Annotated in this window: 20 protein-coding genes; 9 read left to right on the forward strand and 11 right to left on the reverse strand. The window is 35.4% G+C overall.

Annotated elements, in window-relative coordinates:
- Window positions 1-3: 3 nt before the first annotated feature.
- From K4L44_11975 to K4L44_11985, 3 genes are all read left to right on the forward strand, one after another.
- Window positions 4-648 (forward strand): hypothetical protein, encoded by a 645-nt coding sequence (locus K4L44_11975; protein QZE13303.1) that lies wholly within the window; start codon window positions 4-6, stop codon window positions 646-648.
- A gap of 13 nt (window positions 649-661) precedes the next feature.
- Window positions 662-3646, forward strand: a complete 2985-nt coding sequence (locus K4L44_11980; GenBank protein QZE13304.1) for a DEAD/DEAH box helicase family protein — start codon at window positions 662-664, stop codon at window positions 3644-3646.
- 324 nt (window positions 3647-3970) lie between these two features.
- Complete coding sequence (locus K4L44_11985) at window positions 3971-5794, forward strand: DUF262 domain-containing HNH endonuclease family protein (protein QZE13305.1); 1824 nt, start codon at window positions 3971-3973, stop codon at window positions 5792-5794.
- Between the two features lie 1679 nt (window positions 5795-7473).
- Here K4L44_11985 and K4L44_11990 read toward each other — a convergent pair.
- Window positions 7474-7638, reverse strand: a complete 165-nt coding sequence (locus K4L44_11990; protein ID QZE13306.1) for a hypothetical protein — start codon at window positions 7636-7638, stop codon at window positions 7474-7476.
- A 92-nt stretch (window positions 7639-7730) separates the two neighbouring features.
- On the reverse strand, window positions 7731-8138 hold the full coding sequence (locus K4L44_11995) for a hypothetical protein (GenBank protein ID QZE13307.1): 408 nt from the start codon (window positions 8136-8138) through the stop codon (window positions 7731-7733).
- Between the two features lie 171 nt (window positions 8139-8309).
- On the opposite strand from K4L44_11995, the gene K4L44_12000 reads away from it, so the two are divergent.
- The gene (locus K4L44_12000) at window positions 8310-8951 is read left to right on the forward strand and encodes a hypothetical protein (GenBank protein QZE13308.1); all 642 of its coding nucleotides are present in this window, start codon (window positions 8310-8312) and stop codon (window positions 8949-8951) included.
- 119 nt (window positions 8952-9070) lie between these two features.
- Here K4L44_12000 and K4L44_12005 read toward each other — a convergent pair whose 3' ends face one another.
- A complete protein-coding gene (locus K4L44_12005; protein QZE13309.1) occupies window positions 9071-9391 on the reverse strand; it encodes a hypothetical protein in 321 nt (106 codons plus the stop codon).
- A gap of 124 nt (window positions 9392-9515) precedes the next feature.
- Window positions 9516-10766 (reverse strand): site-specific integrase, encoded by a 1251-nt coding sequence (locus tag K4L44_12010; GenBank protein ID QZE13310.1) that lies wholly within the window; start codon window positions 10764-10766, stop codon window positions 9516-9518.
- A 596-nt stretch (window positions 10767-11362) separates the two neighbouring features.
- Between K4L44_12010 and K4L44_12015 the strand changes: the two genes are divergently transcribed.
- Window positions 11363-12010 (forward strand): hypothetical protein, encoded by a 648-nt coding sequence (locus K4L44_12015; protein ID QZE13311.1) that lies wholly within the window; start codon window positions 11363-11365, stop codon window positions 12008-12010.
- A 19-nt stretch (window positions 12011-12029) separates the two neighbouring features.
- Here K4L44_12015 and K4L44_12020 read toward each other — a convergent pair whose 3' ends face one another.
- From K4L44_12020 to K4L44_12030, 3 genes are read right to left on the reverse strand one after another with little or no spacing between them, the layout of a single operon-like run.
- Window positions 12030-13346 carry a deoxyguanosinetriphosphate triphosphohydrolase gene (locus K4L44_12020; GenBank protein ID QZE13312.1) on the reverse strand — a complete coding sequence of 439 codons (1317 nt, stop codon included), beginning with the start codon at window positions 13344-13346 and terminating at the stop codon, window positions 12030-12032.
- A 20-nt stretch (window positions 13347-13366) separates the two neighbouring features.
- Entirely contained in the window at window positions 13367-14074 is a 708-nt protein-coding gene (locus K4L44_12025) for a M48 family metallopeptidase (protein QZE13313.1), read from the reverse strand.
- Window positions 14071-15141, reverse strand: coding sequence for a flippase-like domain-containing protein (locus K4L44_12030; GenBank protein QZE13314.1), 1071 nt, complete (start codon window positions 15139-15141; stop codon window positions 14071-14073). Before K4L44_12030 ends, K4L44_12025 begins: the two co-directional genes overlap by 4 nt.
- A gap of 166 nt (window positions 15142-15307) precedes the next feature.
- On the opposite strand from K4L44_12030, the gene K4L44_12035 reads away from it, so the two are divergent.
- The 3 genes from K4L44_12035 to hflX all read left to right on the forward strand — a co-directional run bounded on the left by K4L44_12035 (window position 15308) and on the right by hflX (window position 18229).
- Window positions 15308-16012, forward strand: coding sequence for a hypothetical protein (locus K4L44_12035; GenBank protein ID QZE13315.1), 705 nt, complete (start codon window positions 15308-15310; stop codon window positions 16010-16012).
- A 214-nt stretch (window positions 16013-16226) separates the two neighbouring features.
- Entirely contained in the window at window positions 16227-16916 is a 690-nt protein-coding gene (locus tag K4L44_12040; GenBank protein QZE13316.1) for an energy transducer TonB, read from the forward strand.
- Window positions 16917-17005: 89 nt separating this feature from the next.
- Window positions 17006-18229, forward strand: coding sequence for a GTPase HflX (gene hflX / locus K4L44_12045; GenBank protein QZE13317.1), 1224 nt, complete (start codon window positions 17006-17008; stop codon window positions 18227-18229).
- 104 nt (window positions 18230-18333) lie between these two features.
- Here the strand turns inward: hflX and K4L44_12050 are convergent, their stop codons facing one another.
- From K4L44_12050 to sppA, 4 genes are all read right to left on the reverse strand, one after another.
- On the reverse strand, window positions 18334-19347 hold the full coding sequence (locus K4L44_12050) for an aspartate-semialdehyde dehydrogenase (protein ID QZE13318.1): 1014 nt from the start codon (window positions 19345-19347) through the stop codon (window positions 18334-18336).
- A 153-nt stretch (window positions 19348-19500) separates the two neighbouring features.
- Window positions 19501-20172, reverse strand: a complete 672-nt coding sequence (locus K4L44_12055; protein QZE13319.1) for a hypothetical protein — start codon at window positions 20170-20172, stop codon at window positions 19501-19503.
- Window positions 20108-21211 carry a tetraacyldisaccharide 4'-kinase gene (gene lpxK, locus K4L44_12060; GenBank protein QZE13320.1) on the reverse strand — a complete coding sequence of 368 codons (1104 nt, stop codon included), beginning with the start codon at window positions 21209-21211 and terminating at the stop codon, window positions 20108-20110. The genes K4L44_12055 and lpxK overlap by 65 nt, the downstream gene beginning before the upstream one ends.
- Window positions 21212-21328: 117 nt before the next feature.
- On the reverse strand, window positions 21329-23113 hold the full coding sequence (sppA, locus tag K4L44_12065) for a signal peptide peptidase SppA (protein QZE13321.1): 1785 nt from the start codon (window positions 23111-23113) through the stop codon (window positions 21329-21331).
- A gap of 88 nt (window positions 23114-23201) precedes the next feature.
- On the opposite strand from sppA, the gene folK reads away from it, so the two are divergent.
- The gene (folK, locus tag K4L44_12070) at window positions 23202-23690 is read left to right on the forward strand and encodes a 2-amino-4-hydroxy-6-hydroxymethyldihydropteridine diphosphokinase (protein QZE13322.1); all 489 of its coding nucleotides are present in this window, start codon (window positions 23202-23204) and stop codon (window positions 23688-23690) included.
- Window position 23691 lies beyond the last annotated feature (1 nt).

Below are 23691 nucleotides of genomic sequence, written 5' to 3' on the forward strand. Positions count from 1 at the left end.
ATTATGGAGGTAGAAGAACAAAATATTTACAACTTAGAAGAGTTAAGATATAAAACTGCATTAGAACAAAAAAAAGCCTATACACTATTATTAGAAATTAAAACCAAAGAATTAGAACTCGAAAAGACTCGGTTGAAAAGAGAAAATGAGCTCTCTTCAATCCATCAATATCTTCTTGATGTCGAATTTGGTAATTATTTCTCTTTTGTTTCATTTCTAGACTGTGCTTCTAACTTAGAAGATCATATACTTAATCTTTACAAACTAAACAAATATGCACTGCCAGGTGCAGAAGTTGTTTCAGATGTTCAACTATGTTTAAGAGAAAACAAAAGTTGCATAAACTATGATAACCTAAAACTGCTCGCTTCGCGATTCTTTAACAACTACAAACGTTTCATCGCATTAGGTCATCCAGGCTATTCCCTAAGAGGTGAACTGTGGAACATCAGAACCCTCAACGGCCTTCTAAAAAAAGATATGAAACTTTACCACTTAGGTATATCCATCGACCAAATTTTCTGGTGGTTTCAAGATCGTGTTCAGAAAGGTGAGGCTATACTTCAAAAACTATATCAAGAAGCTGAGCTTAAAAGAGCAAAAGAAATTATTCAAAACCACGAGATGACTAAAAACTCTATCAAATAAAACCTATCAACTTATGGCAACAGGAACTTATGAAATACATTTTGAAGCACATATCGAAGATTATCTTGTAAACCAGGTAAAGGAATATAATGTTGTTTCCCCAAAGGAATACAATAAAGACCTATGTGTTATCCCAAGTGAGATTATTGCTTTTGTTAAAGATACACAACCCGAGAAATACAAGGCTTTACAAGAGCAGTACGGAGACAATGTTGATATGCAAATTGTAAACAATGTTGCCCGTAATTTAAGCAAAAATAAAACGCTACATGTTCTGCATAACAAGGTAAAAGACCGTGGTCAGGCTTTGAATATGGTCTATTTTCAACCTGCGAACAATAAAACTCCGGAACATGAAGCTTGGTACAAACAGAACCGTTTTGCTATTGTTCGCCAGTTGCAATATTCAAAACGTAACACCAACGAAATTGATATTGTGCTTTTTATCAATGGTATTCCTGTGGTTACGATGGAGCTTAAAAATGCATTGACAGGACAAAACCACCACAATGCCATTAAACAATATATAAAAGATCGTAATCCTAAAGGAGAGGCTTTTCTCGATTTTAAACGCTGTTTGGTGCACTTTGCAGTGGGTACCGAAAAGGTCTTTATGACTACCCAGTTAAAAGGCGATTCCACTTTTTTCTTGCCTTTCAATCAGGGATTAGAAAATAAGAACGACAATGGCTTTGCCACTTCATATCTATGGGAAGATGTATTGCGTAAAGACTCTTTATTGGATTTAATACAAAATTTTATCAGCGTTCAAACTGATAAGGACACATACTACGATGAAAAGACAAAAGCCTTAAAGGAAAAAACATCAACAAAATTACTCTTCCCTCGTTTTCATCAGCGCAGAATTGTAAACCGCATGTTAGAAGCGGTTCGCAAAGATGGTGTGGGAGGTAAATATTTAGGACAACACTCTGCTGGTTCGGGTAAATCAAACAGTATTACATGGTTGGCTTATCGTTTATCGGGTTTTTATCAGAACTACACCGATGATAAAGCCATGTTCGATTCTACCATTATAGTTACCGACCGTAGGGTTTTAGACAAGCAGATTCAAGAAAACATACGTCAATTAGACGATACCCCTGGTGTTGTTGCTTACATTGACGAACGCATGACAAGTCAGGATTTAAAACAGGCAATTATTGATAACAAACGAATTATTGTAACCACACTGCAAAAGTTCCCTGTTATTTCCGATACCATTGCCAAACTGCCAAATAAAAAATATGCAGTAATTATCGATGAGGCACACAGCTCCCAATCGGGCGATGCAGCTGGTCACTTGCGCAAGTCTTTATCTCTGGAAGTTGCCGAAGAATTGGAAGCAAAAAACAAGGATTTAGATGAGATTATTACTGACGAGATAAAGAGCAAAGGCGTTCAAAAAAATATTTCATTTTTTGCCTTTACTGCTACACCAAAACCAAAAACCATTGAGCTATTTGGTACTGTTCAGGCAAATGGAAAGAAAGAACCTTTTGATATCTATTCCATGGAACAAGCCATCAAAGAAGGCTTTATCCTTGATGTATTAAAGAACTACACCTCTTTTAAGCGTTACTACAAAATTGTAAAGCGTAACGTTATTCCAGACAAGGAATACGAGAAAAAGAAAACCGTTCAGCTATTGGGTTCTTATGTCGATTTGCAAGACCATGCCATCGAAAAGAAAGCCCGAATAATGATTGAGCATTTTGTGGCACAAACGCAAAACGAAATTCAAGGCAAGGCTCGAGGCATGTTGGTTACTCGTTCTCGCCTACACGCAGTACGCTTTAAGCGCAAGTTTGATGATATTATGCGTGAAATGAAACTACCTTATAGCGCATTAGTAGCTTTCTCTGGTACGGTTCGCGATGATGAAACAGGCGAAGACTACACCGAGGCAAACATGAACAATCTGCAGGGTAAAACAAGCATACCCGAAGCTTTAAAACTGCCTAAATTTCGCCTACTTATTGTTGCCAACAAATACCAAACGGGGTTCGATGAACCACTGCTTCACACCATGTTTGTTGATAAAAAATTAGGTGGAACAAGTACTGTGCAAACCCTTAGTCGTTTGAATAGAACCACCAAGGGAAAAGATTCAACGATGGTTCTCGATTTTGTAAATGAACCTGAAATGGTTCAGGAAGATTTTCAAAAGTTCTATGGTAAAAACTACATGGAAGAAGAGCATCAGACAGATCCCAATGCTTTGTATGATGTTCAGAGCAAAATCAATTCCTATAATTTATTGTATGAAAACGAAATTGATGCTTTTGCCGATATTTTCTTCCGTAAAGGGGATAACTTCGAAAAGCTGCAACCTATTTTAAATGAGGTATGCCACCGATATGAGGAAGAATTGGACGAAGAACAGCAAACAAACTTTAAGAGCGATGCCAAATCTTTTATCAATCTATATCGTTTTTTGAGAGGTATAATTACCTTCACAGATGTAGAGTTAGAAAAATACTATGTTTTTCTAACCGCATTAATAAAGAAATTACCTTACATTAAATCACGCATGCCATTAGATGTATTGGGTGAAGTTGAACTACACAGTTATAAAATACAACACAAATACACTTCCGATCTAGAATTGGTCTCAGGGGATGGTGAAATGGAAGGTATGACTCCTGGCGGTGGAGGTCATAAACCAGAAGAAGAGTTAGACTTTTTGACCAACATCATTAAAGTTTTAAACGACACCTTTGGTTTAGATTTAACAGATGATGACCGTGTGGACTTTGAAAAGATGAAAGACAGAATCTATTCAAACGACGAGTTAATGAGTTTCTTCAATCAGAACAACACCAAGGACAATATTCAGGAAAAATTCAATGAGGAAATTGATGGTGAACTACTAAACTTTATCAACACTAAATTGGAGTTTTACAACAAACTATCCGAAGACCGTGCCAATACAATGTTTAAACGATTATGGTTTAATGAACTTTATGATACAAAAGTTAGGGGGATGGCTATATAAACAAATTTCGATAGAATAGTTGCATTTGTCGCTTGAATCCACGAAATATAATACCCTTAACTTGCATTCAAATCAACATAATTAAATTATTGAATGTTATCTTTATTTATAATTTACAACAGGGCTTATTCATAAAGTATAAATCACTTTGTTTTTTACATCTCTTGCATTCAATTAGAAGAAATCATCCTAATATAAAACGATTTGTTCTATGGAGACACATGTAATATCACTTAAAATGAAGTGATATTACATGTATATTTATCTTATAAACAAGCCACGTAATTTACAATAAACCCAAAACTCTTTAATTCCAAAAGATATATGAATAAACAAAACTTTGCTAGCTTACTTGAAGGAAAATTATTTAGAATCCCTGATTATCAAAGAGGGTATGCCTGGGAAGAAAAACAATTGTCTGATTTTGTACAAGACATAGATGCGTTAGTAGATGAAGATATCAAGAGTCATTACACTGGAACGATAGTTACATTTCAACCACCAGAAAAACCTACCATGCAATATGGTAGAACAAAAACGTTGAATATTGTAGACGTTGTAGATGGTCAACAAAGGCTTACGACTTCATGTTTATACCTATCTGTCATTCTTAAAAAATTGATTGATTCAGGAGCGGATGAATATAATGCTGAAAAGATTAATTTTCTTCATAATAAAAGAGTGACCAAACTGTCTTTAAATAATGGTTCTAGTGATTTCTTTTGTGACCTCGTTACAAAGGGATACACGAATATTGAAGCAACATCAATACACGATGAAAGGTTAAAGTATGCTTACGCTTATTTTGAGAACCACATTGAGGAACAATTGAAAGAAAAATCAGGTGAATACTTAGATAAATTGTTTGATGCAATAACCAGAAAGCTCTCTTTTACCTACTATACAATTGAAGAAGAGTGTGAAATAGGAATGACTTTTGAATTAATGAATTCGAGAGGTAAAGGACTCTCAACCATGGAACTGTTGAAGAATTATCTTTTATATTGGGTATCAAGAAATGTTCTGGAAGATTTTGATAGGACTGATTTAACAAGCAAGATTAATAAATCATGGAAAGAGATATATACTAACCTTGCGAGATGTCAAGGTAATGAAGACCAGTGTTTACGAATTGCATGGATACTTTATTGTTCACATATTCCAAAATATTGGGAGGGATATGAAGGATTTAAAAGTAAATGGGTTATTCCAATACGTGATTTCTCTGAAAAGAGTTTAGAAGAAACGAAGGAGTTCATTGAAATGTTTATTGATGGACTTTCTAGTGTCTCAAAGCAATATGCATCAATACTTAATATTCCATCCTTAGAAGACACACAAGAATCAAAATGGTTAAGAAAAATTCATAACGCAGGTAATATTGCCAACTTTCTTCCTCTTATTGTTTCAGCAAAAATAGGGGTTGATAAAAAGCAAATAGATGATGACCAATATGTCGAGCTTCTGAAGAACTTGGAATTGTTTTCGTATAGAGTGTTTTTGTGGTCTGGGAAAAGAAGTAATGCTGGGAAATCTGCATTTTACAGATGGGCAAAAGAACTATTCCATAACGAATATAGTATAAATGACATCTCTAGTTGGGTAAATGGTTTAATCGAATGGTACTCTCCTCATGACATCTATTTAGCATCAGTATCTATACCTTTTAATTGGTATTCATATCGTAGATTATTAAAATATACGTTATTTGAATATGAGCTTTGGTTACTCGAAAAGGAAGGGAAGAATTTAAAATCAAAAATTCAATGGAGGGATCTATCAGATTCAACACTAGAACATATTCTTCCACAAAATCCCAATATAGACTCTAAATGGTTGCAAGATTGGTCTAATGATGATAGTCAAATTTATTTACACGATATATCAAATATTGTATTGACGTTTGATAACTCACATTACTCAAATTTTGATTTTCTAAGGAAAAAAGGAAGTTTCGGAGAAGGTCACTGCTATGCAAACTCGGATATTAGGCAAGAGAGGAAAATCTCTGTTTACGACAACTGGGACAAGGAATCATGTGAAAATAGAAGACAGCAATTGGTGTCTTGGATTAAAGATAGATGGAATAGTCAGAATTTAAAGATGCCAGTAGATGTTGAAATGAATGAAGACGATAATGAAGATTAAGTATATTTTCCTGATTTTATTTAGAATAACATACTAATTCCCCAATAAGATTTTCTTTACAAAATCATTTTGTGAGCCAATTGATGAAATATTGAATATTGGGATAAGGGCTAGAATTTTGGTTGGGTGTAAGCAAGCATACGTGAAGGCAATCTTCCTGCTGATTATTTTAAGAATTGTTCAAAAGAGTTATTAGAAATTTCAAAGGAGATAAGAGAAAAAATACCCCCAAAGATAATAGAGTTAGAAGATAAAATTAGAAGTATTTTAAATGTTAAAGATGAGTAATGTATCATGAGAATAAATCATAAAATGTAAGAATTAAATTTTCAATTTATGACTAAAATGTAAGATAATTATAAAGCCCTCGGGTCTATTTTCTATTTCGCATAATCTCCGGAATATTCTTTCCCAGGAGGGGGATAAATAGAAGGTTATCTCTCCACATAGATCTCCATAATTATTTAACATAGCTTGGGGTTATATAACATTTTCCTTCGTTCTCTCGGAAAAAGTCATATAACAACGCTATGTATAAATATCTCAGAGATCTAAGATCGATAACCATCTATTTTTACACCCCCTCCAGAGAATATCCCTCCGATAATGCTTCATAGAAAATAGGCGAGTTGGCCCCACCCACCCAATTATCTGTCCCTGAAACTCCATGCCTTTAAGCTTCGCTTCTTCAGCATTCGTTCAGCTCCCTGGGCCTTCTTTCTCGTGGCTTCGCCACATCAAAGTCATCGGTCCAGAAACAATCCCCAACAATTTGCCCCGCCCGCCCTTTCAAAGGGGTTGTTTAAGGGATTGCTCCATCGGAGAACCGAAAAGAAAATCCTTCTGGAATCATCGCTACGCGAAATCATCCAGAAGGAATATCTTTTTTATTCGGTCTCCTCAATCGGCATTTCCGTGCTCCTTTCGGCTGCTCCGCTTTTACAGTCGTACCTCCTTTATCGAATGCATCGTACCTCGCACTCTCAAAAAGCTCCTCACCGCCTCAAGTATCGCAACAAAAGCCTATTCGCAATCCCTAAAACAACGCGAGTTAATCCCACTGGCAAACAAACAAAACATCAAACCCCCTCAACCAAAACTCCAATACCTCAAGATTCAAATCACACATTCTCACCTCAGCAGAGAAAAACACATCCAACCGAACACACTTCATCCATTCAAAAAAGAACAAATATCCCCACCTCCATACAGCCCCATCATTATAAAACAACCCTTACCACATTAGCAAAACCACCATACAACTGATCAACCTCCAGAAAACAAAAAACAATCTCTATACCTCCTCAAATAAATTCCCCACCTCTATTCAGGTCCATCATCATAAAACCAACCAAACCTCAATAGCAAAAACACCATACAACAAATCAAACAGCAGAAACCATACCTCAATAGAAAGCAAACTAGAACGTATAAACCCCAAATGCCTCTATACCTCCCATGCCTTATGAGCTTCGCTCAACGGCTTTAGGTATAGAGACAATAAAAGAACATACAACAATTTGCCCCGCCCGCCCTTTCAAAGGGGTTGTTTTAGAGATTGCTCCATCGGAGAACCGAAAAGAAAATCCTTCTGGAATCATCGCTACGCTAAATCATCCAGAAGGAATATCTTTTTTAATCGGTCTCCTCAAACGGCATTTCCGTGCTCCTTTCGGCTGCTACGCTTTTACAGTCGTACCTCCTTTATCGGTTGCTTCGTACCTCGCACCCTCAAAAAGCTCCACACCGCCTCCAGTTCGCAACAAAAGCCTTATCGCAATCCCTAAAACAACGCGAGTAAATCCCATTGCAAACACACAAAACACCACACACCCCTCAAGCATAACCTCAATAGCAAAAACACACAAAACATCACACCACTTAACAGATCACCATAACACATCTATTTTTACCAATAATCAAAAAAAAAGAAGGATCACTCCTTCTTTTCTCCTCTCTTCTCATAAATCAGATATCCACTCAACCCAATCAAAAAGGAGAGCACCATATGCATCAACCCACGCAAACTATCCAGTTGCTTCTGCTGTCCTCTAATCTCAGCATTTATCCTTGCCTCAGCACCATCCAGACGCTCAAAAAAACGTTCCTCCATAAAAACCAACTTCTGCTCCTGAGTAAGCAATCGCAATTTCGTTTCATCTAAAGTCTCCTTCACAACCTCCACATCCTCTTTCGTTGAAACAAAAGACTCCACACCATCTTTCGTAGAAACCGAAGCTTCCACATCTTTAGTTGAAGAAACCAAAAATTCCACTCCATTAAAAGAGCTCAATCCTGTCAAACTAGCAAATACACACACCACAAAAATCAATAAATCTTTCATAGCTACCAGTTTTGTTACAACTCATAATTAACGAATAACTCAGCCATATCAAAATGCAAAACAGCGCATCCAAAAGCAAAACAACGCACTAATTATAAAACACTTGCGATTGATATATAATATATATAAAGTTGCACATGACAAACGTTTATTAACCTAAAACTTTTCATCATGGGTAAAATTTCTAAAGGTATTCTTGGAGGATTCTCTGGTACTGTTGGATCTGTTGTTGGTTCAACTTGGAAAGGGATCGATGTCATCCGTTCTAAGCCAAAGATGTACAAAAAATCATCCACCCAATCTCAAATTGAACAACGCAAAAAATTTGGTGCTGCAGTAAAATTCTTCTCGAACATTCAAGACGTAATTAAAATCAGTTTTCATGAAGCAGCCATTCATCAAACTGCGCACAATGTGGCAATCAAAGAAAACTTCAAACACTTCTCTTACGATGCACAAAGAGACGAAATTAAAATCGATTACAGTAAATTGATCATCTCTAATGGATCAAGACCTCCTGTACGTAATCTCGTCGCAACAAAGAGTGCTGACAACATGTTTGAAATTGATTGGGAGTATGACGCTTTTGAGGATGAATACAAAGATCCATATATCCATTTCTTATTTATCGCTGAAGATGGTAAAGTTCTCCCACGCATGAAACTTGATTTACTGGTTTCGACACAATGTAATATTAACATGAAAGAATTGGGCTTGAGTGGAAATGTTCACGCTTATTGTTTCTTCAACTATACCGATAGTGAAGGAATACATCGCACTTCTGATTCTGCTTATGTACTAATTAACAACTAGTATATCATTCTGTCTGGTAAACTTAAAGCTGTTCTTTGATTAATACAATACACACCAAGAAAGGGCTCTCTATCATAGAAAGCCCTTTCTATTCAATCCGTATTTCCTCCGTACGAACCCTATACCATCTTTACCTCCATGCCATCCCCTTCAAGAACTAAATCCCGAACAAAAAACACCTGGGAACGGGACACAACAATACTACTATTCCTTTTTTCGGGATTAAGCTTTCGTTCCACGATATAACCTTTCTCTACAGCTCGGTCATAAGTAGAGCATCCTAATAACTTCTTCGCTTCCGCTTTGCGTATATCTGCAGTGATTAAACCGAGTTCTATGAGAGTTTGTCTAACTCCATTGCCATGGCCAGCATAAAACTGTTTCTTCAAACAGTCTAAGAACTCTTTCTTTTCGATAGATAAGTAAACTAAGTCCGACATATTAGGAATATATTATTCCAATACACCTCAAACAACCCATGACTACCACACCATAAATTGTTTACTTAAAATTAATTCTTTATTCTGACACACACAAACATAAACTACATGATTTTTATTATCATCACTCTGATGCTTTCTCAAATGGCCCCGTCTCAAACAAATAATCAATCATTTGACGATTTGCATCATCCATAAGTTTCACCTTCTTAACAATGTAATAAGCACCGGCCAACGTATGACTTACTTTGTGAGCCAACGCCAAGTCAATCACTGTTTCATTTATATTCAAATCATTAAAAGCAATGGTACTCCAAGTATATCGACTTCGTCCAATGGCAAAAGCAGGAATATTCAAATTAGCACAAATTCTTTTCAAAGCCGTTGAAATCGTTTGATTACATGCATCTCTAGATGAATATTTCTCTTGGAAAAGAAACAACTCCTTTTCACCCTTTAATCTCTCAAAATACTCCAGATGTTCTGGTTCAATCTTCACACTATGTTTAACCCCAGTCTTCGACCTAGTATAATGCACTCGTCCATCCTGGATATCTTCCTTCTCTATAAAATACATATCCTTAAAATTAAGACCCATCAACAAGTAATTAAGAATAAAAGTATCTCGAGCAAAAATCTCATTCTCATTGGTCGTCTCATAGTGCATCACAGATCGAACCTCTTCAATATTCAAAAATCGTGGAGTACTATTTCCCTTAAATTTTGCGATACTATAATATCGAAATGGATAGCATTCAGCACTTAACTTTTGATCTTCAGAATTAATTAAAGAATTAAACAAATGTTTCAAACTCTTCATATAAGTCCATATCCCAGTATTCACACCACTTTCCCGAAGAAATTGCTCATAATCTTCCAACCACTTTTTATTAATGTCCTTAAATAGTACCCGTTGATCCCCTTTGAATTTACGTAAGTTCTTATATAAATTCGAATAATTCTTCCATGTACTTTTCGAAGCTTTTTTATCAACCAGAAGAAGAGCCTTATATTTTCGATCCAACTCCTCTAGATACTCCTCTAGATAGGAGAACAACTCCACATCCTCCTTCTTTCGAACCTCTTCAACATACACATTCAAAAGATACTCCTTAATCTCCTTTGCAGTCATCTTAGTCTGCTCAACATAGATCTTATCCAGTTTCTGTTCATAATCAGAAAGGATAGAAGCCAGACGTTTATTAATCAGAGTACTATTGGGGTGATTTCTCACCCGTCCCTCCTTAAATTGATTTTTTTCGACATAATAATTCGTTTTCAAAATCGCTTTAGTCCTATTACTTAAGATCTGTACAGAGATATTATACTTATTAACAGCATTCTTATTTACCAGTACCAATTTTATAGAAGCCATATCATTCTTGAATTAATCTAATGAAACATTAATGAAACAACACACATTACTCAACCCTTAATTCTAAGGTAGTGTAAATTTAGTAATTTCACCAACGCACTCAAAAACAATATGTTGCACTGTGTTTCAGTAAGTTAATATTCAATAGGTAAGACCCTCTAGGGGTAATCAAAGGGTAACTGATCGGTTCGTGATTCGTAACTAAAGGACGAGTTTAAAAGGGTTCTCTGGTTCTTCTGAGAGTGTTATTTCCGAACTTACGACATCCTGTTGTTTTGCTTAATGATTTGCTCTCTATTGAAAGTTGCATGTTATCGAATTGAGTACGAAGTTGTTTTATTTTGTGGACCCTCTATCATTCGTAGAATATTTGGTTGGTTATAGAGTCTTTACCTTTTGTAATGAATGAATCTCAATAATTTTGGATGAGGAGTTTTGAGTAGTTTTGCCATTTTTTATGAACAAGGATTGATGGTCGGTGTTAATAATATGGGTTATCATCAAAACATCAATAGAATTGTTATCTTTGTTAGGAAAGGATATCGAAAGTTGTTCTTGTCGATGTTAATACAAACAATATAAGAGAAACATGGATTATGAATCAAAAGTTTTTTATTTATTGCGGAATTATCACCGTTGCATTGGCTTCGTGTGTTTCTAAGAAGAAATATGTGGAGCTTGAATCACTAAAGAAGAAAAGTGATTCGCATGTGGTTTCATTAAAGAAAGAGTTGGCTTCGACTCAAAAGGAGCTTGAGGATAGAAGTGCTGCTTTTGATAAAATACGAGAAGATCTTGAATATAGCAACATTAAGATGTTGAGCAAAGTCGATGATGTGTCAAATAGAATGGCATTGGAGTCGAAGAAAAATGAGGAAAAAAGTGGAGAACTCGAGGAGTTATTGTTTGTATACAAAAATGAGAGTCGTCAATTAAGTACTCAAATAGTCTCTTTAAATAAGACAATTGACAAAAATAAAGCAGAAGTCGTTGAACTTAAGAAAAAGATTGAGGCCAAGACTGCTGAGTTGATTGATGTGAAATATACTCTAAATAATGAAAAAGATAAATCCTCTCTTTTAAATAAGAAGATCTCTTCTTACGATAAAAAGGTTGCTTCTTTAGAAAAAGAGAAAAATGATCTTTCTTCATCCATAAAAGTACTTCAAGGCAAGGTTAACAAACAAAAAGAGGAGATTGAACGTCTTCAAAATAATGTCAACCTTCTTAAAAAGCAGATGTAGATATAAATATTCCTGCATTTTAATAAAATGCAGGAACTGTTATACCTTCCATCCTTCTATATAACTCTAATGCATAGACGTCTGTCATTCCTGATACATAATCTACAATAGCTAATATCTGTTTGTAGGTATCATCGTTATGGATATCATATTGCTTTGGGATTAAGCTTAATAGGTTTTTCGAATGAGGGGAGTTTTGACTCTCTAGTGCTTTGATAAATCGATCCAGTAGTGTGGTGATTATCTTGTGTCCTGCAATCTGAATCTCAACCACCTCTCTATGCATATATATCTCTTCCCTAGAAACTTTCTGTATGTTCTGAATTGCTCTAAGGGATGTGGATGAAACATTTTTGATCAGAGGTTTAATTTTTTCCCCTTCCATGATTACATCATATTGTAATATGAACTGTTCAAAGCATTCGTTGATTAGTTTTCCTATACTAATAGATCGTAAGTAAGCTACCTTTTCACTTAAGTCAAGTATTGAATTTAGTGTTTTTTGTGTCTGTTTAAAGGTGGATTCCTCTTTGTGAAATGGTATCAAAAGATCTTGAACACGAGAATAGGTTAATATACCGATTTTAAAGGCGTCTTCTATATCCATTATTTGATAGCAGACATCATCTGCTGCTTCCACAAGATATACCAATGGATGTCGTGCATATTTAGCTCCATCATATGGGATCTCTAACTTTTTTGCAATTTTAGCATACGTTGATTTCTGATCCTGAAAAAATCCAAATTTCTGTATGATGGTGTGTGTGGATTCGTAGGGATACTTAACAATTGAGGATAAGGACGAATAGGTTAATGCAAATCCACCTGCTCTTCGTCCGATGAATTGATGAGATAAAAGGCGAAAAGCATTGGCATTTCCATCAAATTGCGTGAAATCAGTCCATTGCTCTTCGGTGAATTGTTCTTGAAACTTACGCCCATAATGATTTGTAAAGAAGTCGGAAATTGCATGTTCTCCCGAATGCCCAAATGGAGGGTTTCCTAAGTCATGGGCCAAACAGGCTGATGCAACAATTGGTCCAATCTCACTTGCTCTTTGCCAGTCTAACTCTTTTCTTTTTATTAATTCTGCCCCTAGCATCGCTCCCAAAGAACGTCCAACGCTTGCAACCTCTAGACTGTGAGTTAATCTATTGTGAACAAAGATGGATCCTGGAAGCGGAAATACTTGTGTTTTATTTTGTAGTCGACGAAAAGAAGGAGAGAAGATTATACGATCGTAATCGCGCTGAAATTGAGAGCGGTGGTCGTAGTTCTCTGTTATTCTATCTTCTTGTCCTAATCTCGTTGCGCAAATTAATTTTTCCCACTTCATGCTGTATACTCCTCTTTTATTTATGACCATTGGTGAGGATGGTATGTTTTTAGCTCTTGCTCCATCTCTTTTACCCTTGGTATTATTTTCTTCATGAATGCTTTAAACTCTTTTCCGTGATTTGGAATGATCGTGTGTGCTAGTTCATGAATAATAACCATATCCATCAAATGCTCGGGCAATCGAATGAGGTGCATATTTAAATTAATATTTCCCAAGTAAGAACAGCTTCCCCAATTTGTTTTGTTGTTCTTTATGGAACAACTATTGAACGGTAAATTAAGTTTTGTGCTCCAAAAGTTGAGTCGTTTGGGAATTGATTTTTGAGCTTCGAGTTTTAGAGTATTGTTTAGAAATATCTCATGTATCTGTCTATTCCTTTCAGTATCCCCTCCTTGTGGGAGAATGAGGTTTGCTCCACAGGTGGTATGTTCTACTTTTGCTTTTAGTATCTTTTCATACTTCACACAATAGCAACAATTGTTTATAGAGAGGATGGTTGGTAAAGCTACGTTATTATCTTTAGTTGCTTGGATTTTTTTTGCGATAAATGCGTCTCTATTTTCTTCTATCCAATTTTCGATCTCTTTCCAACTAATCGTACTAGGTGTACTGACTGATATTGTACCATCTGTTTTAAATGTTGCTCGTAATGCACTTTTGGTACGTCCTCTTCTAATAGTGATGTTACCTAACGATGAGTCTATTATCACTCTCTGTTCAATCATTTTTTTCTCTTTTTAAAACTTCTCCGTAACCATATAGGGAAAAGAATGGATCCAATCAATAAATATGGATAATAACTTACAGATCTCCAAATTAAAGCGACCATGTTTTCGAGCCCTGCAGGAATGAATTCTACCATATATCTTGAGAATAAAAATTCGGAGAACCCTGCTCCACCTGGACTAGGCATAACCATCATCATAATCCACATAATTAACTGTCGTGCAAAGATGATTAATTGGTTCGACATTTGGAAAATATCTTGAGATGGTAAGGTGGATGAGATGGTAACTCCTAATATGATGAGATTTGCAGTCCAATATCGAGAAATCCAAGATAATGCTGTGGAAAGGAACGAACCGATCCAATAAGATAAGGAGCGTTTCTGTAAACTATATGATGCTGTGATAAACTCATCTCCATATTGAATTGCAGCCTTTTTCCATTTGTTGATAAATGGAAGAGAGGCGATCGACACGATTAGTTTTTTGAAGAGTTTTGGATTGAAGAAAAGAGAATAGGATACAAATAAGATGTATAATAATTTGATACTATATCCAGCTATAGCAAACCATATTAGGTTGTTTACAAAAGTGGATTCTTCATATTGAACAAATAGATTTTCGCCTCCTATGGTAATTAGTAATATCGGAAAGCTAATGGCAAAAAATAGCTCATCTAAAAAACTTGTTGCCATCACTACTGTTGTACTTTCAGCCCATGACATCTTTTCGTGATGAAGAAAGAAAACGGCCACTCCTGTCCCTCCAATTGCGGTGGGGGTGATGGCTGATGCAAATTCCCATAGAAATACAATCTTGGTACATTGTAGCCATGTAAGTTTTTGGTTAGACAATATATGTAGACGGATGATATATCCAATATCTCTCGTAAGCATCAACGCACAAGCTCCTAAAATAAACCATTTACCCTCGCTGGAGAAGGAGAAGTCTTCTATTTGATCTCGTTCATTATAGAATAAATAGAATGCGACCATTAATCCTATTAATATTGGTAGGATGATTCTTATAGGATGAAAATTCTTCAGTGCGTCCGTCTTTTTGTTCATAGCCTCTGAGTATGATTTGATTGCCTCATTCTAAAAATATGAAAAACAATTGGGTTTTTTGCAGGTTCAGATCCACTAATCCTATTTTACCCGAACATTTTATCTTCTATGTGGTTTAATTTATATAATTTAAGTTGTTAAGAGAAACCTTTAACCAATTTGGCTTATGAATAATATTGAAGTACATGGCAACTTGTTCAAAAGAGAAAGCCTAAATAGAGTGGTAGACCATATCATTCCCAATACATTAGTTTTCGAAGTGGTAAATCCTTTCTATGGTTATTATGGAGAAAGAATACAAGGGCATACTCCGGTATATTTTTATATCATGTTTGATCATAATTATCCACTTTCATGTTTAGAACATACTATTGAATTAATGAAAGTGGCCCAATTGATTGATCTAGATGCTGTGAAAGTGCAATTAAGAATCGCTGGAGAATCGCTTTATGGAATACGACTAAGAGGTATTGAAGGGTATCAGAAAATAGTAGAATTACAAGAGTGTTTCGATAGATATGGGTATAAACTTAAGGTGAATGAATATCCTGAATTAACTTTTGAAGCAAATGTAGAGGTGGATAAGTTCTTTGAACTAAGTGAAATTGCCGAAGATTTATATTTCGATAATACGGAAAACAATCATGCATATTTTGCCTTGCCCTCTTTCTTAAAATGGAAAGAATTTGAACGACTTGATAGACAGGCTCACCTTAACTGGGAAGGTCTGAACTTCGATTCTGCACTCTGTTCTTTACGCTTAGATGGTACTTACCGAAGTGCAATACGTATTTATCGAAAGTCGCTAACTCCAGAGTTTGTATTGGAAGTTAAAAGTAGTTATGAACGAAAACTTATGTTTATGCAGTAACCTGTTTTTGTCTTGATAATCTCTCAATATTGAGTTTCCTGAATGTTCATTTTGACTCATTTATTGTTTAATAATGTCGGTTGAGGTACTATAGATATGACTTTTTTTACACCATAAAAAGTTGTGAAAACTACTATCTTTTCGATTTTATTTTTATCTTTAACACCTCAAAAAGAAAGAATACAAAACGTTTCAGAATAATTAAAGTAGGATTATGGAACCCAAAAAAACTCCCAAAGCAGACTTGGAAAGCAAAAGGTCAACCATGGTATGGTTAGGTCTTGCTCTTTCACTGCTAATCATTTGGCGTCTTTTTGCTTGGACTACTCAGCCGGAAAAAACAGAAGGTTTTGGGCAGATGCAACAGGCAGAAGTTGAAGATGAGATTATACCAGTTACGCAGGCTCAAACGCCTCCACCGCCACCACCACCGCCACCACCACCAGCACAACTTGCTGATATGATTACGATTGTGGATGACAATGAAGATATTGAAGACGAGATGGAAATCGAGGATTCAGAGGCGGATGATGAAACAGCTGTAGAAGTGGCTGAAGTAGTTGAGGAAGAAAAAGCTGTTGATGAAGAAAAGGTGTTTCAATTTGTTGAAGATCCACCAATGTTCCCTGGAGGAAATGCGGCTCTTCAAAAGTATTTAGGTAAGCACGTTAAATATCCTGTTATTGCACAAGAGAACGGTATCCAAGGTAAGGTGTTCGTATCTTTCGTTGTAGAAAAGGATGGTAGTGTAACAGATGTTCGTATTATTCGTGGTGTGGATAAATCTCTTGACAAAGAGGCTATTCGTGTTGTTAAAACTCTTCCTAGATGGAAGCCAGGAATGCAACGTGGTAAAGCAGTACGTGTATCATTCTCTGTACCTATTAACTTCCAATTACAATAATAGGGATTGTAAGATATTTTAGATACACCCCGGTCTTGTCCTTATCGGACAAGGTCGGGGTTTTTACATTCAATAGATAGATATTTAAGATGGAATCAAAAGAGATAAATATTGAAGATAGAGAAAAATCTGCAGTTGTTGGTTTGATTAATAGTAGTCAAGGCGAATCAAAAGTAGAAGAGTATCTTGATGAATTGACTTTTTTGGCAGAAACAGCTGGAGCTCATGTGCTTGGTCGTTTTGTACAACGTATGGAACTGCCTAATCGTGCTACCTTTGTTGGTTCTGGAAAATTAGAAGAGATTCATGACTTTGTCAAGATTAATGATTTAGATTCTATCATTTTTGATGATGAACTATCACCGACTCAATTGAGAAATATTGAAAAGGTACTCAATGTAAAGGTGCTTGATAGAACAAATCTAATCCTAGATATATTTGCGAGTCATGCCCAAACAGCCAGTGCTCGTACGCAGGTAGAGCTCGCTCAATATCAATATATGTTGCCACGATTGACAAGATTGTGGACTCACTTAGAGCGTCAACGTGGGGGTATTGGTATGCGTGGTCCTGGAGAAACTCAGATTGAAACGGATAGAAGAATTATTTTAGATAAGATATCACGTCTAAAGAAAGATCTTCAGAAGATTGACAAGCAGAAAGCAACCCAACGTAAAAATAGAGGAAAGTCTGTACGTGTTGCTTTGGTTGGATATACCAATGTAGGGAAGTCTACTGTGATGAATGTACTGAGTAAATCAGAAGTGTTGGCTGAAAACAAACTTTTTGCTACATTAGATACTACTGTTCGTAAAGTTGTGGTTCAGAATCTACCATTCTTGCTTGCTGATACAGTTGGATTTATTCGTAAATTACCTCATGGATTGGTTGATTCTTTTAAATCGACACTTGATGAGACAAGAGAGGCTGATATTTTACTTCATGTAATTGATATCTCTCATGAAGGTTTTGAGGATCAAATTGAGGTTGTTGATAGTACGTTAAAAGAGATTGGTGCTGCTGATAAGAAGATGATCTATGTCTTTAATAAGATAGATGCTTTCCAATACACGCCGAAAGAAGAAGATGATCTTACCCCTTCTACAAGAGAGAATATTAGTCTAGAAGAGTGGAAGCAAACTTGGATGGCAAAGTCTAATGATCAAGCGATATTTATCTCTGCAAAAGAGAAAGATAACATGGAAGACTTTAAAAAGTTGCTTTATCATGAAGTAAAGAAGATTCATGTTCAACGCTTCCCATATAATGATTTTCTATTTAACTATTATGATGAAACTGGAGACGAAATGTAACGTTTCGTTTTAAACATTTTGTTTCAACTATATGATTAAAATAAATTCAAAAGCCCAATATTATTCAAAATAATATTGGGCTTTTTATTGACCTCGATAAGTTATTATGCTTTAAAGAAATCTTGTTCTATAAGATATTCTGCAATCTGAACGGCATTAAGTGCAGCCCCTTTCTTTATTTGATCAGCTACTGTCCAAAGAGCAATTCCATTCTCATTAGAGATGTCTTTACGTATTCTTCCTACATATACATCATCCGTACCTGCTAAATCAAGAGGCATAGGATATTTCTTTTCAGAAGGATTATCGATACGTGTTACTCCATTAAATTGGTCAAATGCCTTGTTGATTGTGTCAATATCCAATGGAGACTCTGTCTCCAACCATATCGCTTCTGAGTGTGCTCTTAGAACAGGAACACGTACAGCAGTAGCACTGACTTGAATGTTGCTATTCATAATCTTTTGGGTCTCATGATACATCTTCATCTCCTCTTTTGTGTAATCATTATCCATGAATACATCAATATGAGGAATGACATTCATCGCTAGTTGATGTGCAAATGCATTTACATCAACCTTCTCTCCTTTTGCAATTTGTTCTGTTTGTGCTTGAAGTTCATCCATTCCAGATGCCCCAGCACCACTTGCTGATTGATAGGTTGCTATATGTACTCGTTTAATTGGAGAAAGGTCGTGTATCGGCTTGAGTGCAACGACCATCTGTATCGTAGTACAGTTGGGGTTTGCAATAATACGGCTCTTATAGCTAATTGCATCTTTTGCATTGACTTCTGGAACAACAAGAGGGATGTTCTCATCCATTCTGAATGCACTTGAGTTGTCAATCATTATAGCTCCATATTTCGTAATGGTATCTGAATATTCTTTACTTATAGAAGCTCCTGCAGACGTGAGTGCGATATCAATATCCTTAAAGTCATCGTTGTGACTTAACTCCTTTACAGTCAGTATCTCTCCTTTATAAGGGAATGTTCTACCTGCAGATCTTTTTGATCCAAATAGTACTAATTCAGTTAAGGGGAAATTTCTCTCTTCAAGTACCCTTAGGAACTCTTGTCCCACGGCACCACTAGCTCCAACAATTGCAACTTTCATATGACAACAGTTATATCATTATAGAGTGTCTATATTTCTAATAGACCTATTTATATTATTAATTGATACAAATTTAGTGTAATAATTTAAAAATCGTAGATATCTGTCCTAAAAGAAGTGTTTTTAGTAACAATTGTTAAGTTGACTGAATTTCTATGTCAAATTATACTTGTTGATTTCTATTTGTCTGAAGCAGGATAAGAAATATCTGCACAGATTGGTTGTATAACTTATCTCTATCGAAGGAGTATATAGTAGAATCATGCAACAAGGAGCATCTGTCCAATTTATCTTTCGAACAAGAAGAAGTATCTCTTGAGGATATACCATAGTAGGAATATTCAGATTACCATTCAACTGTTCTGTGGTCGCTACCGAATGAATATTGGATATTTTTCCATATTCACATGCCTTCTTAATATCTAGATTATCAAAGCCTCTAAATGGCAATGGAGCTGAGACCAATGCCTCTTTTATCGTTACTATTTGCGGCTTCTCTAATCTATTATTCTGATAGGAGTCAAAGAAGATTATTTTTTTGTGATATGAATCGCTTATTGCTTCCAAAAGAAAACCGATTGTATGGTTTTCTTTATAGCTGTAGCCGACAAGTAGGATTTTGTAATTCTGGTAGTGTAAAGTGAATAGCTCAACTCTTTCTTGTTCCTTACATCCAGGTATCTTGTCCCATTCGACAGGTGTTACGTCTAGTGCACTATCGCAAATAGCCTTAGTTAGATTATTCGTAACAAAAACAACATCAACTAGGTGAAGCTCTAAATTGTTTTGTAGAAATGTTGAAATTGCTCGTATTCTCGCTAACATAGCGCATTATTTTTGTGTCAAAATAGTTTTTATTTTCACCAATAAACTCGATCTCTAAAGGAATTGTGTATAGGTTTTCCTCGATGGCAAGCGGAAGACCTTCAATATCTTTAACTCTCATAAGATCTTTATCTGTAGTCAATATTAGCTTCTCTTGACTAGATAGTTTCTCCCATTGATTTACAATATTTTCAAAATCGGATTTCTTAAATTGGTAGTGATCTGGGAATTCCAATAAGGTTACTTCAGCCTCTTGGGACTTAAGATAATCTACTAGAGGTGTAGGATTTGCAATACCTGTGAAAAGAAGAATCTCTTTGCCTTTTAATGAATGTTCAACCCCTTTTTGATTCTTTAAAGCGGGTTGTAAGAAACCATACTTTAGTGTTGTAAAAAAAAGAGATTGAAATGGTTTAATATCAAGTTCTTTTATGATCAAACGCTCTTCAATAGGCTTAATTACTCGTGGACATTTTGTTATAATAATAATTTGTGCACGATAACGCTCTCTTGCTGATTCTCTTAATCTACCATAAGGAAGTATATGGTCTCTAGTGATTAAGCGATTGAAATCGGTTAATAGTATATGTAAACCAGGATTTACTTTTCTGTGCTGGAATGCATCATCTAGAAGTATGATATCAGGGCACAACTCTTTTTCTTTAGAAAGAAGAATATCAATACCACGTACTCTCTGTTCATCCACAGAGACAATGACATCTTTATGTTTGGTTTTCATCTGTAGAGGTTCATCTCCAACTTCTTGAGCTGTGGATTCATTTGTAACTTCTAAGAATCCGGATGTCTTTCTTTTATAACCTCTAGATAGCGTTGCGACTTTAAACTTTTGCTTCAATAATTCTATAAGATATTCCGTATGAGGAGTTTTACCTGTTCCTCCTACCGTAATATTCCCAATAGAGATAATCGGTTGAGAATATTCCGTACTATTGATCAAATTATAATCATACAGTAAGTTTCGAATGTATGTTACAATACTATATATCCAAGATAGGGGTATAAGAATAATATTTTTCACTAAGCTTGTTTTGTTATATACTTTATTCTCTTCAAAAGTATAAAAGATAAGTCAAAAAAAAGTTCATTTGATTTATAATCAAATGAACTTTTTCTTAATGTTATATTTTGTCTTTTATTAGTTAATCTCTTCTTTATATGGAAGCATCATATAAACGCCATTCATCTCTTTGGCTGACTTTACATCATTCCATACTTTGAAAACATCCTTTCCAATCATTGATTCTATAAGTTGAACCTTAATTTGTTCTGTTGAAAGTTCAAGAAGGGCAGAGATCTGGTCTTTATTTTTAGGATAAGTAACAATCTTGGCATCTTCCGCTTTCGCTTCCTCTTTGGCTACTTGTATTGCATCTTGTAGGTCTCCAATCTTGTCAACCAACCCAATTTTAATTGCTTCTTGACCACTCCAAACACGTCCTCTTGCAATTTTATGCACTGCTTCTTTTGTCATTCCACGTCCTTCTGCCACACGTTGAATAAATAGATCGTATCCTTTGTTGATATAAGTTTCTAGCATGCCTTTATGAAAACTAGTTAATGGCTGCATAATGCTAAGAGGTGCTCCATTTTTACTAGTAGAAACATAATCGCTAGTTACTCCAATCTTGTCTTGGATTAGTTTTTTTGCATTTGGAATGGTTGCAAAGATTCCTATCGATCCAGTGATTGTATTTTTATCGGCAATAATTTTAGTTCCTGCACATGACATATAATATCCGCCAGAAGCAGCATAATCACCCATTGAGACAATAACAGGTTTTACTTCCTTCGCAAGAGCTATTTCTCTCCACATTACTTCAGAGCCATAAGCACTACCACCAGGAGAGTTCACACGCAATACGATTGCTTTTACATTTTCATCTTCTCTTACTTTACGAATTGAACGAGCGATCTTTTCTGGGTTTATTTCACTCGTTTTCATTGTGTTGTCTACAATAGCTCCTTGTGCGAAAATTATCGCAATTTTATCTTTTGAGAATTTCTTTAAATCTTCATCTGAGTCTGTTAATTTGTAGTCTGAGATGCTTACTAGGTTCAGTTTATCATCCTCTTCTCTATCTGAAAGCTTCTTTAGGTCTTCGATTACCTGATCTTTATATTTTAAAGCATCAACTAATCCACTCTTTAATGCTTTTTCGTTATTTCCAAAGGTGGCAACATCATCAGCAATTACTTGAATATCGTTTTGTGAAATGTTTCTTGAAGATGAGATTTGTTCTTTGATGACACCCCATATGTCTCCTAGATATTTCACCGCTTGATCTCTATCTTCCTTACTCATGCTACTACGAGTGTACTGATCGGTAGCTGATTTGTATATATTCCCTCTTCCTTTATATACTTGGACTTCAACACCAACTTTGTCTAAAGCATTTTTAAAGTATGTTCTCTCTGTTGTAAGTCCACTGAAATAGATATACCCTCTTGGATTAGCAACAATACTATCGGAAACAGAAAGCAAATAGTAAGTCTTTGTTTCTGTATTTTCAATGTATGTGTATATGAATTTTCCACTCTTCTTAAATTCCTTAAGTAGGTCTCTAAATTCAGTTGTTGTAGCATATGGTGCCATAATACCATAAGAACTATCAATATAAATACCTTTGATTTTTGGATCTTTTGCTGCATCTTCAAGCTTGGATTTCATATTATACAAACCATATGCACTAAGATTATTAAAGAAAGGGAGATCAAACTCTTCAAAAGGATTGTCTTGGACTCTATCAACAAAAGGTTTGTTTAATTTGATGACCAAAACACTGTTATCTTTCACTACTGTGTTATCACCAGAGGTGGCAACAGCAATAGCACTGATGATAATGATTCCAATAAAAAATAGCAATCCAATGCCAATGATGGAACCTAGTATGGAAGCAAGTAGGTTTCTTAAGAATTTCATAGTACGTCGTATTAATAGTTATAAAGTTAATATACTAATAGGTAGTATTTCCTACCTTAAAATTACAAAATGTTAAAATAAAAATAGTATGAATTTTGTCTTTATTGGCCTTGGAGGAAATCAAGGTGAAATGATAAGTAACTTAGAAAATGCAAAATATCATTTAAAGAAGGTGGTTGGCCGTATTATAAAGACCTCTCCGTTATATGAATCTGAACCTTGGGGTTTCGAATCGGATACAAACTTTATAAACTGTGTGGTTAAGATAGAGACCATCTTATCGGCAGAGCAAGTGCTCCATTCTGCTTTAGAGATAGAGGCTGAACTAGGAAGATTAAGGAAAGGGAAAGGCTATGCTTCAAGACCAATGGATATCGATATTATCGATTTTAATGGAAGTGTTTTGGATGACTATCCAATATTAGTTTTGCCTCATCCAAGAATGCATTTGCGCAAGTTTGTTCTATTACCACTTCAAGATATAGAACCTAAGTGGTTACACCCTAAATCAAAGAAGACGATAAATGAGCTCTTAATAGAATCTGGGGATGACACCCAAATAAAAAAGGTGAAGTAAA

This window comes from Prolixibacteraceae bacterium (genome assembly GCA_019720755.1).
GTDB classification, from domain to species: domain Bacteria; phylum Bacteroidota; class Bacteroidia; order Bacteroidales; family Prolixibacteraceae; genus Halosquirtibacter; species Halosquirtibacter laminarini.

Coding starts and splice junctions, on each gene's coding strand:
- K4L44_12050 (QZE13318.1), bottom strand. CDS start 19,347: ATGAAAGTTGCAATTGTTGGAGCTAGTGGTGCCGTGGGACAAGAGTTC.
- sppA (QZE13321.1), bottom strand. CDS start 23,113: ATGAAATTCTTAAGAAACCTACTTGCTTCCATACTAGGTTCCATCATT.
- K4L44_11995 (QZE13307.1), bottom strand. CDS start 8,138: ATGAAAGATTTATTGATTTTTGTGGTGTGTGTATTTGCTAGTTTGACA.
- K4L44_11980 (QZE13304.1), top strand. CDS start 662: ATGGCAACAGGAACTTATGAAATACATTTTGAAGCACATATCGAAGAT.
- K4L44_12020 (QZE13312.1), bottom strand. CDS start 13,346: ATGAAGTGGGAAAAATTAATTTGCGCAACGAGATTAGGACAAGAAGAT.
- K4L44_11985 (QZE13305.1), top strand. CDS start 3,971: ATGAATAAACAAAACTTTGCTAGCTTACTTGAAGGAAAATTATTTAGA.
- K4L44_12000 (QZE13308.1), top strand. CDS start 8,310: ATGGGTAAAATTTCTAAAGGTATTCTTGGAGGATTCTCTGGTACTGTT.
- K4L44_12030 (QZE13314.1), bottom strand. CDS start 15,141: ATGAACAAAAAGACGGACGCACTGAAGAATTTTCATCCTATAAGAATC.
- K4L44_12010 (QZE13310.1), bottom strand. CDS start 10,766: ATGGCTTCTATAAAATTGGTACTGGTAAATAAGAATGCTGTTAATAAG.
- K4L44_12015 (QZE13311.1), top strand. CDS start 11,363: ATGAATCAAAAGTTTTTTATTTATTGCGGAATTATCACCGTTGCATTG.
- K4L44_12005 (QZE13309.1), bottom strand. CDS start 9,391: ATGTCGGACTTAGTTTACTTATCTATCGAAAAGAAAGAGTTCTTAGAC.
- K4L44_11975 (QZE13303.1), top strand. CDS start 4: ATGGAGGTAGAAGAACAAAATATTTACAACTTAGAAGAGTTAAGATAT.
- K4L44_11990 (QZE13306.1), bottom strand. CDS start 7,638: ATGCTTGAGGGGTGTGTGGTGTTTTGTGTGTTTGCAATGGGATTTACT.
- K4L44_12055 (QZE13319.1), bottom strand. CDS start 20,172: ATGTTAGCGAGAATACGAGCAATTTCAACATTTCTACAAAACAATTTA.
- K4L44_12035 (QZE13315.1), top strand. CDS start 15,308: ATGAATAATATTGAAGTACATGGCAACTTGTTCAAAAGAGAAAGCCTA.
- K4L44_12040 (QZE13316.1), top strand. CDS start 16,227: ATGGAACCCAAAAAAACTCCCAAAGCAGACTTGGAAAGCAAAAGGTCA.
- folK (QZE13322.1), top strand. CDS start 23,202: ATGAATTTTGTCTTTATTGGCCTTGGAGGAAATCAAGGTGAAATGATA.
- K4L44_12025 (QZE13313.1), bottom strand. CDS start 14,074: ATGATTGAACAGAGAGTGATAATAGACTCATCGTTAGGTAACATCACT.
- hflX (QZE13317.1), top strand. CDS start 17,006: ATGGAATCAAAAGAGATAAATATTGAAGATAGAGAAAAATCTGCAGTT.